The following is a 13,319-nucleotide window of genomic DNA, read 5'->3' as shown; positions in this document are numbered from 1 at the left end:
CTTTTAATGTTTGAGTCACCTCTTAATACCCAGGAAAACTTTATGAAGAATGACCCCGTTATCGTTATGGAAACAACACAAGGAAATATTGAAATCAGACTGTTTCCAAAAAAAGCTCCTAAAGCTACTGAAAACTTCTTAGGGCTTGCAGAAAAAAAATATTATGATGGCTTAACTTTCCACCGGGTCATTAAAGATTTTATGATTCAAGGCGGAGATCCAAACGGCAACGGAACAGGCGGAAAATCTTTATGGGGAACCCCCTTTGAAGATGAGGTTTCAGATGAGCTTAAATTTGATAAAGGCGGAATTTTAGCTATGGCTAACGCCGGTCCAAATACTAATGGAAGCCAATTTTTTATTACGACAGTTCCAACTCCTTGGCTTAATAAACGCCATACTATTTTTGGAGAAGTGATTTCAGGCTTTGAAATCGTTAAAAAAATCGAAAATGTGGATACTTCCGCAAGAGATAAGCCTGCAACTCCGCAAGTGATCAAAAAGGTTTATCTTAAGCAAGAATAGTCTCTTTAAGGCCAAGGCTTAAGTCTTGGCCTATCTCAACTTTTAAATAAGGCTAACTGTTTATCTTAGAACAAGTCCAAAAGGCATCCATTAGGGTTAGCTTAAATCAAGAGATATTACTATTTTCAGAGGTAAAGTCCATTTTAACAACAACAAATTTTGTTTTCATAATAACAAATCCCATGGCTATTGTCGCTTTGTAAGCTTCCTTCACTTTGGCGACACCTGGAGAAAGTAAAATTTCATACTCTCCTCTTTTACCTGCAGTATCGCCTATATAAAGGCCTCTTATTCTTTCGTTTTTACCGAATTCAAAGACAAATACCGTTAATTTTCCTTCTTCTTGAATTTTTGGGGAATTAGGCTTATTTGTAATGCTTGCGGAAACAAATGAAGGAAATTGCCAAATATCTCCCTCTCTTAGTTGTCTTGAAGTAATTTCTTTTCCTTGTACATTTTGTTTATAATCATCAGCTTCCGTACGGAAAAGGCGCACTTGATGGTTAAAACACATGTCATCCATATTATGAAATATATTTCCAATGTGGTTTGTGATTTTTGAATCATCATTAGAAGATGAAACAGCTCTCATTTGCTTATTTATGCGTAAATAGCCCTTAGTTAAGGCGTAATATTTCAAAGATTTTTTAACATCCTCGGTTTTTTTATTTACCTCTTGACTCAAGAGAATCAAACATTCTTCAGGAATATCTTTTATCGGCTCTTCCTGAGTTTCAATTTCATTGATATCAAAATATATTCCGGGAGCCAAGTTTTGGGGAACGCTAGTGGCATAAGAATAACGAGGGCTTGTACAATGCATAAAAAATATCTCTTAATTATTTAATTAAAAGATATTATTTAATATTCAAGTAAGTAATAAATTAATTATTTGTTAAGATTAAATAAACATCAATTTCTCTAGGGCTACGGTTTAAGTCTTGGCCTATCCCATCTTTCAAATAGGTTAATCCCCTACCTCCTCTTCTTTTTTCCCATTGTTCTTACAAAAATTCATGAAGGACTGAAGCTGAAAACTCTACTTCGATATGTTTTACTTTTAACCCGTGATTAACGCCTAATCCGTGGCCAATCGCTGTAGATGGATGGTAAATTTTTTAGCTTTCGGAGAAGGGAATGTTTCCTTTCATTCCCTAGACGAAAGATGAAAAAGATGAGATTCAGTTATCAGATGATTGGTCACGGTTTAGGACGAAAATCGCGGGTTTAAGGAGCGGAAGACATAAGCTGGAATTTAAGAAATATCAAAAAGGCTTTCTTGTAATAGAAAAGAACTTAAACCTACCGTCTAACTTTTTGAAGATTAAGGTAGGGTAAGTTTAAGTTTAATCTCTTTTCTTTATCCCTATTAAAAAGGGCTAATCCAATCCCATACGTTTTCTAAGCTCAGGAATAAAGCGGAGGATCGGCTTACTGTAAATAGTTTCGTTATTACTTGCGGATGCCCATTGTAAAACGGTGGTTGAATCGGTACTATACTTTTCTCTACGAGGAACTTTTATCTCGTGTAAAAATTTTTCATCTCTTGTCCAATAATGGTTGATCTGAACCGTATCATACCCAAGGGTGACCATTTTAATAGTAGGCTTTAAAATGCAATGATGGGGACTTGCGCAATAATCCACAAATTTTGGTCTTACGATGCATTTATAAAGATTGCTAGTTCCTCCATTAAGAAGAAGTGTTTCAATCATCAACTTATCTTTAGGGACTTCCCATATGTGCGAAGTGCCAAAAACGATCCAGAAACAATGAACTTGCCCAATCTTTTTATCGCGAGCTTCTGTTTCTTGAAGAAGTTTAGAAATTGTGGGTGCTTTTATGGGCACGAAAAATTCATCAGCATCAAGAATTGCAAGCCAATGGGCTTCTTTTTTTGCTTTCTTAAGTGCATGGGAATAGGCTTTACATTGAATAGCGTCAAATTCGTCCGCAATCTCATGATCATAGGGCCACTCTTCAAGCTCTACTATTCCCTTTTCTATGTAAGGCTCTAGAACTTCTTTGTAGTTGTCATGGCTTAAATTGTTATAAAGATAAAAATGTTCGAAGCCTTGCATTAAATTATACTCTATCCACTCCTTAAGCCAAGGGGCTTCATCTTGGAAAATTAATGCTGCCGCTAGATAGTACTTCTCGCCTCTTTTTTTTTTATATAAAGCTCTCCATCATTGGCTGCAAAAAAATCATCATCATCGTCATCTTCTTCATAAGGCTCATAAATCGATACCGCTAAATTTTCTTCATTTTCTTCCGCTTGAACCTCTAGAAGGGGCAAGATAAATGTTGATGCGCATAACATCAGTAATAAAAATTTTTTAATCATGAAAGAAACTCCTTTTTTTTCTTTAACAAAAAATTGATCTAACGCTTTCTTTAGCAAGAACTAACTTTTCATCGCTTGCGAAGTTTTAGCTTAATCTTTATTTTTTGTCATTATGAACCTAATAAAAGGCATTTTTTATGAAAGGGACTTTCTTATGTTTTTTTCTTTTTATGGCTTTGCATGCTCATAGCGGTGAGCGATCGATGACCTTTGCAGATTTTTTAAAAATAAATGAAAGCGGTCAATCTAATTTAAAGCTTGATGAGACCATCAAGATAAGCGGTTTTTTATATAAGGATAGCAACCAAAATATCTTTTTATCAAATACTCCGGATCTAAAAAGTTGCTGTGTGGGTCATTTTAAAGAGGGAGCTTTTCAAATTAGACTTTTAGATCTTCCTTTAGATACCGCAATTGCAGAAGGCGAACTTAGACAAATAAGAGGATCTCTATTCTGGAATAGCCTGGAAAAGGGTTCTCCCTCCTTTTATTTAAAGAAAAGCGAGCTTTTGGATAAAGCCCAGGCTAAACCTTTTATCCTCGTTGGTGCGATCTTTGGGCTTTTTCTTATAAGTATTCTTTTCTTAAAGGGGGCAGCTCGGTATGGAAAAGTTTAAAGGCTCAAAATTCTTTTTAAGCACCTGCGGCATTGAAAAACCTAAGAAAGTTTCTCCAATATCTCTAAATCGATTAGGATCATCTGATACATAAACTTGCAATCGTTCGCTTTTTAATGTCTTTGAGAGGAGTCCAAAATTGGAGAGAAGCTCGATGACATTGTTAGAAACAGCTTTTGCAGAGTCAATGACAGAAACCGCAGAACCAAGCTCTTTTTCCACTAAATTTCTTATAAGCGGGTAATGGGTGCATCCAAGAAGAGCCGTATCTATATTTTGAGCTTTGGCAGAAGCCAAGTACTCTTTTAATAAAATCTTAAGGGCCGGATGCTCAAATAGCTTCTCTTCTATGAAAGGGACAAGAAGCGGGCATGGGAGGGATAAAATTTCGGCGTCCGGTATAAATCTTTGGATGGCTTTAATATAAACCTGGGATCGAATAGTTGCTTTCGTTGCAAGAACCGCTATTTTTTTGTTGTTTGTTTTTAAAGATGCCTCTTTTGCGCCAGGTTCAATCACACCGACAATAGGAACGCTTGAGAGTTGCCTTAAGGGCTCAAGGGCATAGGCTGAAGCGGTGTTGCAAGCAATCACTAATGTTTTGATTTCTTTGCCAAGCAAAAATTCCGCGCATTCGAGGACATAGCGAATGAGGGTTTCTTCGCTTTTATCTCCGTAAGGAACTCTTGCCGTATCTCCAAAATAGATAAAGCGCTCATTCGGGAGCGTCTCCATCAGTTCTTTTAAAACCGTTAGGCCGCCAACACCCGAATCAAAAACGCCAATCGGAAAATCAACCGCATTTTCCATTTATTTTTTTTCCGGTATTTTTAGTTTTTGACCCACAAAAATGGTATCTGATTTTAAGTTGTTCACTTCCTTAAGCTGCCTTGAGGAGATTTTATATTTTTTCGCAATTAAACCCAAAGAATCTCCTGATTTTACCTCGTGGACAAATGTTTTTTCGGATTGAGGGTTATCTTCAAGATTTAAAGCTTCCAATATAGCGTTTACAGCAAGATTTAACTGCTTCATCTTTTCTTTCTCTTCAGCTAAACCAGCTTCTAAGGCTTTGATTTTTTTTTGGGAATCATCAAAGCGTTTAGCTTCCTCTTCGAAGTGATTTTTCAATAAAGATAGATCGCTTGCTAACCCTTTTAAAGCACTTTCGGCTTGATCTAACTTTTGATCGATTGTGCCTATGCTTCCCTTCATTAATTTTTCCCCTTTTTTAGAAAAGCTATCCATGTGTCCTTTTAGGGCTTCAATCGTATCTTGCTGACTCTCAATTTTTTCTTCCAATCCTTTCATTTCAGAATTTTGATTAGCAAGTTCATGGCGTAAAAAGTCCAGGGAATTTTGCAAGCGCTCAAAAATTGCGTTTTCATTTCTAAAATTTCTTGGTTCTGAAAAAAGAGTTTGAGAAAAAAATACTGCCAAAGGCACAAAATAAGCCGGGCTTTTTATATTAAAAAAGTGATGGGTTACAGAAGAATATAAAAAGCCCTTAGCCATTTTAAGTCCTATTGAAAATAGATTTTAAATTCAGCTCTTCTATTAACAGCTCTTGATTGATCATCATGACCATACGCCAGGGGTCTTTCTTTTCCATAAGAAATCGTAAAGAGATTATTTCCATTGACCCCTTCATTTATAAGATAGGTTCTCACAGCATTGCTTCTTCTTGCGCCAAGGGCTAAGTTGTAAGCCTCGGGCCCTCTTTCATCGCAATGACCTTCGATAAATACATAAACATTCGGATGCTGCTTCATGTAATGAGCAATTCTTCTTAGACACGCCAAATTAGCTTCTCCCTTGATGAGATTGCTATCATAGCCGAATTGAACATTTTGAAACACGGAAGCCGCTTCCGGAATAGTTGAAGGGTTTCTAAAAGATCCGATTCCGGGAATTGAGCTTCCGGATTCCCCTGGACTTAACTTGGAATGGTAAACTGGACTGTCAGCAAAAGCGACTTCATTTCCGAATTCGACATCATTCAGGGGAATAAAATCATTCTCATAGCTAAAATCTTGAACCGCATAAAAATCATCACGGCAAGAAATTTGCCTGGAATCCCCATGCTTTCCTCCTAAAGAAGAAAACCCATTTCGTATATGTCTTGAAGCTGTTTTGGTATCATCGAAAACTTCTTCAGTAGTACGGCAGCAAGAAGTCATGACTTGAAGTAAAAGGCAAGGAAGAACTAAAAATTGAATGATTTTTGACATAGTTAGAGGCCCTCAAAAAATAAGACTGTTGAGAGAAGATCTTAACAAAGCTATGAGGGGCCTTGCAAGACAAAAGGCGTTAAAGTTTGGCCTTATTCTAACTTAGGATTAAAAAATAAATCCTAGTTCCTTGGTTCCCAATGAGGAAAACGCTTTTCTCCTGATCCGGAAGAAATTTTGACCGGTTTCTTTTGATTAAGGTTAATAATATAAAGATCTGATTCGAAACCGTTTGATGAGTTGTAAACAAGGTGTAAGCTATTGGGTGCAAAGCTTGGATTTTGTTTTTCTAAGGATCCTGTCGTAACTTGTGTTTCTTCCCCTGTCCTTAAATCATAGCAAAAAATTTGATGAACCCCGTCAACGGGAGAGCAATAAGCGATTTTGGTTCCATCAGGAGACCAGGAGGGCGCTGTGCAGTTTCTTCTAAAACGAGTGAGTAGCTCAGGTAGCTGTCCTTTGACAAACCCTTGTTTTTCAGGAACCTCAGCTATATAAATACGGGCGGATCCATCTTTATTGGAAACAAAGGCAAGCTTTCTCCCATCAGGGCTAAAAGCCGGAGTTCCTTGAACTCCCATTTTTGAGGAAAATAACTGGAAAGGCTTTAGATTAGGATCAATATTACCATTAAAGGGGGCTAAAAATAGATCAGGGTTTCCTGTTACATCGCTTACAAAAGCTATATAGGTTCTATCCCGATTCATGGTGGGCATCAACTGGTTTCCATTCATTTTGGTAAAACGGCTCGTCTTACCATCGATAAGGGAGGCAAAATAAATTTTGGGAATGCCATTTTTATAGCTGACATAGAGAATACTGCCCGATTTTTTTCCTTGGGCCGGGGGAACATATTGAGGGGTTACAATATAGCCCTCATCTCTTAATAATTTTTGGTTCGAAGCTCCATCATAATCCATTTCGTAAATATCGGAGATCCAATCATTTTTCCCGGTCGAGCGAAGCGTATAGATGATTTTTGTAGAAGCTATCCCGCTTTTGCCAAAAAGCACTTTATGAATTTCATCTGAAAGAAGATGAAATTTGGCACGATCCTGCTTTATATTTAAAGTTAAAGCGCCGACTGAAAATTTCTTTGTCCAATCATGGTTTGTCGAATACAGAATTACAGAAAGGTTCGTATCTTCAATTTTTGGAATGATGAAATAGGCCGGCTTGTCTTTGCCTTGGAAAGGGCCATTTTTTCCTTCTGCTATCAATTTAGCTTGGGCATCAAGCGGATTTGATTTACTCATCACTTGGACTAAACCTGAATTATCTAAATCAAAAAGAAGGATTTGATAGGCTTCTTTTTTATAGTCGTCTGTTACTTTAGAGTCGGTTATTAATGAGCTATTCAAATAAACAGGCACAAGTTGAGGGGCCGTCTCCAAGCTAATAATATAAGGGCTTTCATTTTCAGAAGCTTGGATAAACGAGGATAGAAATAGGAATAAAGCGAGGATTAAAGTTCGCATGGACAGCCCTTTTACTCATTGGTCAACGTGAATAAATATGTTACGTTGTTTGTCTCATTTTTTGAAGGGGGAAATTTAAGATGGCTCACGCCTTCTTTAATATAAAGGCTATTCACCTCACTTTTTGTTTTTACAATATCCGCCTTTACTAATTGACCATTGCTTTTTAATGTAAGGCTTATTTCAACCTCTCCATAATCCGGCAGCTTGAGTTCCCTTTTTAAAACCAAGGCCACTTCATCTTTATGGCTTAAAGCAGACGTTAGTTTTAAATCTGAAATTTTATTGGCATTTAACTCCCCTAAGGCCTTTCTTTCAGGCGAGGCATTTAGAGTTTCATTCTTTACGCTATTTTGAGAATTGACTTTTGCCATTCGTTCTTTAGCTTCTTTCAATTTGTCTTTTTTAAGAGAGGTTTCTTTCTTGGGAGCAATTGGAGTAGCCGGCTTTGGAATTTCTTTTTTTGCCGGAGTCACTTTTTTGGGTTGGACAATGGTTTCTTTTTTAGGAGGAGTTTTCTCAACAGTTTTTGGCGTCGATTTCTCTTTAGGGCTTTCCTTTTCATTAATGGCCGCATGCTCTTTTATCTCTTGCACTTCGGTTTTAATTTCCACTTCTTGCGTCAAAGAAATAGTAGAGACAAATAACGGCTTATTTTTTATCACTTTTTTGGGAGCTTCAATAAAAGATAAGAGCCCAAAGCTGCCATGAATAATTACAACCAAAAGGGTTATGGCGGCTAAACGAAGGTCACCCTTTTCAAAAGACTTAATTAACTGTTCGTACATAGATTATTTTTCTTCGGGTCCCAAAACCAAATCGATTTCGTGAAATCCCGCCTTTTCAAGGGCGGATTTAATTTTTTGATAACTTCCAAACGTCGCCCTTTTATCGTGATAAAGTAAGGGTTTTGTTTTTTCATGCTGAAGTTTAAGCTGACTAAAGGCTTGGAAAATCTCAGTTTCCTTTACTAATTGGTTATTGAGAAATATCCTATTATGCTGGTCGACCCTTATAGAAACCGGGTTCTCCTCTTTCTTTAATAGAGTGATATTTTTTGAAGAAGGGGAAGCTCCCGCAAGTTCAATTTGGTCCATCTCTAAAATGGGAGCAATTAAAATAAACATAATCAAGATAACGAAAACGACGTCTATTAAAGGCGTTAAATTAATGACCGGGTCTTCGTCCCTTTCGCGATTTAAGTAAAAAGAGTGTCGCAAAGCTCAAGCCCTCTCATTTAAGAAATGTCTACTTTTCTGTAATGCATCTCAATATCCGTAACAAGTTTATGGCCGAAACATTCCATTTCAAGAGAGAAATTACGGATGTAGTTCTTTAAGTAATTGTACCCGACAAGAGCCGGTATCGCATCGACAAGACCTAGGACAGTTGTCGCAAGAGCCAAGGATAAGCCTTGAAGAACCGCATGACTTGTATCCCCGCCTTGCATTGTAAGATCCTCAAAAGTGGTTAAAATTCCCCAGACAGTTCCAAGGAGTCCCAAAAAAGGTGCCAAAGCTGTGACAAGAGCAAGAACATAAAGATTTTTTTCTAAATCCTGCACTTCTTTCGCAATGACGGTATTGACGTGGGATTCAACTATATCCACATCTGTTGGCGAAAGAAAGATCTCCTCTCGTCCGGTCCCTTTTAGTCCGAAGTGCTTGTTTTTAGCCAGAATCTCCAATGTATTCTTTCTTGTTTCAGAAAAAATAGAATAATAGGGGTTCTTATTTTTTTCCTGTAACCCTTCGATGCTTAAAAGAGATCCTTTTTTTTCAGTAAGGCGCCCCTCAAAAAATTTAGCGCTATTTCTTGCTTTAAAGGCTAAGTATCCTCTGTTTAAAAGAATGACCCATGTGAGAATCGATAGAAAAACAAGGCCTAAAAAAATTATTTTTCCCAGAAGGTCCGACTGGGAGTAAGCATTAAAAAAAGGACTTGATAAAATAAAACAATCCTTTACAAACATTACTTCTTCCTTTATAATATCTTAAAGATATAAATAATAATTTATAATTCCATTAAATTAAGTTACTAAATAGGGAACTATCTATTTAATAAAAAGTTTCCCAAATAAACTGATTCAAGGTACTATTCGTCTTAAGCCAAACGTTTCTTAAGAAGAAACTCAAGTTTCCCCCATAAGGGATAGCTGAGATGAAGAGATCTTGTCAACAAGGCTTAAGTGGATTTTACGTAAGAAACCGTGAAAAACAGCTTTTACGATGCTTTTACTTTAAGGGTTAAGTCTCATAATTTAGCAGCTAAAAGCGATACTAATGCCTTACGAAATTAGGAGATTGCCCCTTGATTAAGCAAAAATGTCTGATCATTATGCTTCTTTTGTCTGTTTTTTTCATAAAAGAAGTCTATTCAGAAGGTTTTGAAGTCAATGAGTCCAAGCCGACTGCCTTTATCGAGACTAAAGAACCCGTATCCCTAGAACTTATTTCAAGCCAACCGACTATTCAAGGGGACACCCCTTTTACTGTTGCTTTAAGAATCCGTCATGAAGCGGGCTGGCATAGTTACTGGAAAAACCCGGGCGATGCCGGGATTGCCACCGAAATTAAATGGAACCTTCCCGAAGGCTTTACCCATAAAGAATTGCCTTGGCCAACACCCCATAAATTTGAAGAGTATGGAATTCTCGGGTATGGTTATGAAGGGGAAATCTTTATTTTATCAACGATAGAGCCTCCCAAAAACTTTTCCTCGGATAAACCTGTTTCAATTGAAGCCTCTGTTACTTGGACTGCTTGCTCAGACTCCAATTGCTTACCTGGAGAAAAAGTCGTTAAATTAAACTTAAATGACCCTAAAAATCAAAATTCCCATAGAGACCTTGTCAATAAGGCCATGGACTCTATCCCGGAACTTGCATCTGTTAAAGGATCCTATAAAGATGAGCATTGGCTTCAATTAGAATTGACAAACCTTGGCCATCTCCCGGAAAAAGAACATGAAATCGCTTTCTACCCCTTAACTGAAAAAGCAGTAGACGGATCGGCAAAAGCGCTCCTTATTCCTAAGAAAAATGCGGGAGAGTTCTCTTTACTGATTAAACGTCATGAAGAGTGCGAGCCTTCCGCTTCCTTGGAAGGGATTGCTTTGCTGCCTGAAATTGAGGGATCTTCTAAGTCTCTTCAGATTCAAGCAAAACTTGATAAGCCGGCAAAAGCTCTCATCAGTTTTCTAGATAAAAGACAGGCTGCCAAAAAGTCGCAAGAAATGGAGGGTAATGAAGCGTTTGCCTTCGAGGGCGGTTTTTTCCTATACCTATTAATGGCTTTCGTCGGCGGTTTGATCTTAAATTTGATGCCTTGCGTTTTGCCTGTGGTTTCCTTTAAAATCTTAAGCTTTGTCAAGTTAGCCGGGGAAGATCGATCCTTAACTGCTAAACATGGACTTGCTTTTTCTCTTGGGGTTTTAGTTTCGTTTTGGATTCTTGCAAGCGCCCTTCTTATTATTCAAGCCTATGGAAAAGCTGTGGGTTGGGGATTTCAACTTCAAGAGCCGATTTTTGTTGCGACCCTCATTATCGTCATCTTTATTTTCTCCCTTAGCTTGTTCGGGGTATTTGAAGCCGGAACTTTAGTTTCCTCTTGGGCCGGAAGCAATGCCCAAAAGGTCAAATCGAACCAAAAGCTTTTGGGTTCTTTCTTTAGCGGAGTTCTAGCAACAGCTGTCGCAACCCCTTGTACCGGGCCATTTCTTGGGCCGGCCGTCGGGTTTGCCGTTCAAGAACCTCCTATTTTTGCCATTATGATCTTTACCTCGCTTGGGCTTGGGATGGCGCTTCCCTATCTTTTGCTCTCCTTTTTCCCAAGCTTACTTCGCTTTTTACCGAAACCTGGAGCTTGGATGGTTTCTTTCAAAGAAGGAACCGGCTTTATCATGATGGCGACAGTCATCTGGCTTCTTTGGGTTTTCACGGCAGAAACAAGTTCAAATGCGCTTATTCTCTTATTGTTTAGCTTGTTTGTCATCTCGTTTGCTTGCTGGATTTTCGGAAAGTGGGGAACGCCTGTAAAATCAAAAAGAACAAGATTAATCAGCTTAGGCCTCTTTGCTCTTTTACTTGTCGGCAGCTTTAAAATAGCAACTTTAGCTTCCTCTTTAGTGGAAGCGCCTGCAGGCACTAATAAAGAGATCGCCGATCGCTGGGAGCCTTTTTCTAAATCCAAGATTAATGATCTTGTGGCAGAAGGAAAGCCTGTCTTTGTTGATTTCACTGCAAGATGGTGTCTTATTTGCCAAGCCAATCACTTTGTTTTAGGCCAGCCAAGCGTTGATGAAGCTTTCAAAAAACAAGGGGTCACCCTGATGAAAGCGGATTGGACAAGGCATGACCCTGAAATTACAGAGGAGCTTGCTAAGTATGGAAGAAATGGCGTGCCTTTATATCTTTTCTATTCAGGAAAAAGAGGGGCTCAACCTATTATTCTTCCGCAAGTGCTCACACCTGAAATTGTGCTTGAATATGTAGAAACCTATTCACCCATAGCTGAAAATTAATACAACATGCTTTTTGACACGCACGCTCATCTGACCTCTGAAAAGCTATCGAACGAAACCGACCTGCTAGTTCAGCGAGCTAAGGATGAAAATGTCTTAGCGATCATGAATATCTGTACGGATGAAGCCTCTTTAGAAAAGGGGCTCATCCTTGAAGAAAAATACCCTTCCTTTATCTACAATGCCGCCTCGACAACCCCGCATGATGTAGAGAAAGAAGGGTCTTCTTTTTTTCCCATAGTTAAAGAAAAGGCTCTTTCAAAAAAACTGAAAGCGGTTGGCGAAACCGGCCTTGATTACTACTATACCCATAGCGAAAAGAAAATCCAAAAAGACTATTTTATTCGCTACCTGCACCTTGCTTTAGAATCTAACCTTCCTGTCATAATCCACTGCAGGGAAGCTTTTTCTGACTTTTTTGAAATAGTCGACGCTGAATATAAAGATAAAAACAACAGATATGGCCCTCTTGTGCTGCACTGCTTTACAGGAACCATAAAAGAAGCTGAAGAGGTCCTCAAAAGAGGATTTTATCTCTCATTAAGCGGAATAGTGACTTTTAAAAATTCGATTGAGCTTAAGGAAGTAGCGAAGCTTACTCCCCTATCCCAGCTTTTGATTGAAACAGATGCTCCCTACCTTGCTCCGCACCCCCTTAGAAGCAAAGTGAATGAGCCTGCCTTCATAAAATATACGGCAAGCGAGATTGCTTTTCTAAAAAACATCTCTTTTGAAACCCTGACTCAACAAACGACAAAAAACGCTAAAGCCTTTTTCAATCTCTAAAACCTTAATGTTTTAAAGCAAATTGACGAGCGTATTAAGAAGTCACCCTCTATTATAACTTTTATTAGTTGAAGTAGACGATAGTTTATTCCTTTTGATTTTTATAGCAATCCCGCCTCCGGATCCATGTCCTTCAAATCAATAATTTTTTGGTCACTATCAAATGCCTCTGCCTGATGTTTTATTAAAGTAACATCATTAAATCCCATGAGATAACCAATCTTATAATTGCCATCATGGTTATTGCTGCAAGTATCTTTTTCTAGTTTTGCTTCCCTAGCTTTATTTTTTACAAAAAACTGAATGCCTCTTTTAAATGTAGCATTAGTGTTTCTTCAGAGCATTCTAAGTTGGATCTATTGCTATAACGTTTTTAATCTAGAGCATCTTTAATTCAGATTAAAGGATTCCATTCAGTAACGTGACTTGCAACACGAGTTGCTCCTGACGTACTTGCCTTTTTTAATACGGCCTACTACTCTAATTTTTAATTCATCATTACCATAGAAGTTTCTTTAAGAGTCATCGGGCATTTTTCTTTATTCCCATAAAGTTTACTTTGGATCTTAAAGAATTGTTTCAAAATCTGAAAATTTGAAAATCCAATTACCTTTTTTCTTATTTCTTCTGAGTACAGCAAAAAAAGAGAGGCAATCAGCAAAAAAAATCGGCCGCATAAGAACAATAAAACATAAATTTGATGGTTTGAAAAATTTAGTTTTTCATCCCTATTAAATCTATGTTTTATTTATAAGATGGCAGAGTCAAAACTCTGCCATTCAAAATTTATGAGAAAATAGCGAAATATTTTTTA

At 37.8% G+C, this 13,319-nt stretch carries 14 protein-coding genes; 4 read left to right on the top strand and 10 right to left on the bottom strand.

Features of this window, described 5'->3' with window-relative positions:
- Window positions 1-6 precede the first annotated feature (6 nt).
- Window positions 7-525, top strand: coding sequence for a peptidylprolyl isomerase (locus CSEC_RS09120; protein ID WP_053331963.1), 519 nt, complete (start codon window positions 7-9; stop codon window positions 523-525).
- Between the two features lie 106 nt (window positions 526-631).
- Here the strand turns inward: CSEC_RS09120 and CSEC_RS09115 are convergent, their stop codons facing one another.
- The 3 genes from CSEC_RS09115 to CSEC_RS09105 form a co-directional block, all read right to left on the bottom strand.
- A complete protein-coding gene (locus CSEC_RS09115; RefSeq protein ID WP_041018110.1) occupies window positions 632-1,348 on the bottom strand; it encodes an ADP-ribosyltransferase in 717 nt (238 codons plus the stop codon).
- Between the two features lie 556 nt (window positions 1,349-1,904).
- Window positions 1,905-2,657: a glycosyltransferase family 92 protein gene (locus tag CSEC_RS09110; protein ID WP_272913375.1), complete on the bottom strand. Its 753-nt coding sequence runs from the start codon at window positions 2,655-2,657 to the stop codon at window positions 1,905-1,907.
- Between the two features lie 11 nt (window positions 2,658-2,668).
- Window positions 2,669-2,872 (bottom strand): hypothetical protein, encoded by a 204-nt coding sequence (locus CSEC_RS09105; protein WP_154017674.1) that lies wholly within the window; start codon window positions 2,870-2,872, stop codon window positions 2,669-2,671.
- Window positions 2,873-3,009: 137 nt separating this feature from the next.
- Between CSEC_RS09105 and CSEC_RS09100 the strand changes: the two genes are divergently transcribed.
- Entirely contained in the window at window positions 3,010-3,489 is a 480-nt protein-coding gene (locus CSEC_RS09100) for a hypothetical protein (protein WP_041018107.1), read from the top strand.
- Here the strand turns inward: CSEC_RS09100 and murI are convergent.
- The 7 genes from murI to CSEC_RS09065 all read right to left on the bottom strand — a co-directional run bounded on the left by murI (window position 3,457) and on the right by CSEC_RS09065 (window position 9,170).
- On the bottom strand, window positions 3,457-4,299 hold the full coding sequence (gene murI / locus CSEC_RS09095) for a glutamate racemase (protein WP_053331956.1): 843 nt from the start codon (window positions 4,297-4,299) through the stop codon (window positions 3,457-3,459). The two genes, CSEC_RS09100 and murI, sit on opposite strands and share 33 nt — an antisense overlap.
- Window positions 4,300-5,004, bottom strand: coding sequence for a LysM peptidoglycan-binding domain-containing protein (locus CSEC_RS09090; RefSeq protein ID WP_041018106.1), 705 nt, complete (start codon window positions 5,002-5,004; stop codon window positions 4,300-4,302). It abuts the gene before it with no gap.
- An 8-nt stretch (window positions 5,005-5,012) separates the two neighbouring features.
- Window positions 5,013-5,720 (bottom strand): OmpA family protein, encoded by a 708-nt coding sequence (locus CSEC_RS09085; RefSeq protein WP_041018105.1) that lies wholly within the window; start codon window positions 5,718-5,720, stop codon window positions 5,013-5,015.
- Window positions 5,721-5,842: 122 nt separating this feature from the next.
- Complete coding sequence (tolB, locus tag CSEC_RS09080; protein ID WP_041018104.1) at window positions 5,843-7,198, bottom strand: Tol-Pal system protein TolB; 1,356 nt, start codon at window positions 7,196-7,198, stop codon at window positions 5,843-5,845.
- A gap of 11 nt (window positions 7,199-7,209) precedes the next feature.
- Complete coding sequence (locus CSEC_RS09075) at window positions 7,210-7,986, bottom strand: hypothetical protein (protein WP_041018103.1); 777 nt, start codon at window positions 7,984-7,986, stop codon at window positions 7,210-7,212.
- A gap of 3 nt (window positions 7,987-7,989) precedes the next feature.
- Window positions 7,990-8,418 carry an ExbD/TolR family protein gene (locus CSEC_RS09070; protein ID WP_041018102.1) on the bottom strand — a complete coding sequence of 143 codons (429 nt, stop codon included), beginning with the start codon at window positions 8,416-8,418 and terminating at the stop codon, window positions 7,990-7,992.
- A 17-nt stretch (window positions 8,419-8,435) separates the two neighbouring features.
- Window positions 8,436-9,170 carry a MotA/TolQ/ExbB proton channel family protein gene (locus tag CSEC_RS09065; protein ID WP_041018101.1) on the bottom strand — a complete coding sequence of 245 codons (735 nt, stop codon included), beginning with the start codon at window positions 9,168-9,170 and terminating at the stop codon, window positions 8,436-8,438.
- Between the two features lie 338 nt (window positions 9,171-9,508).
- Between CSEC_RS09065 and CSEC_RS09060 the strand changes: the two genes are divergently transcribed.
- Window positions 9,509-11,719: a protein-disulfide reductase DsbD family protein gene (locus CSEC_RS09060; protein ID WP_053331955.1), complete on the top strand. Its 2,211-nt coding sequence runs from the start codon at window positions 9,509-9,511 to the stop codon at window positions 11,717-11,719.
- Window positions 11,720-11,725: 6 nt separating this feature from the next.
- A complete protein-coding gene (locus CSEC_RS09055; protein WP_041018100.1) occupies window positions 11,726-12,505 on the top strand; it encodes a TatD family hydrolase in 780 nt (259 codons plus the stop codon).
- Window positions 12,506-13,319 lie beyond the last annotated feature (814 nt).

Origin of the sequence: Criblamydia sequanensis CRIB-18, from assembly GCF_000750955.1 — a bacterium.
Taxonomy (GTDB): domain Bacteria; phylum Chlamydiota; class Chlamydiia; order Chlamydiales; family Criblamydiaceae; genus Criblamydia; species Criblamydia sequanensis.
This window is presented reverse-complemented; position numbering and strand designations above follow the sequence as displayed.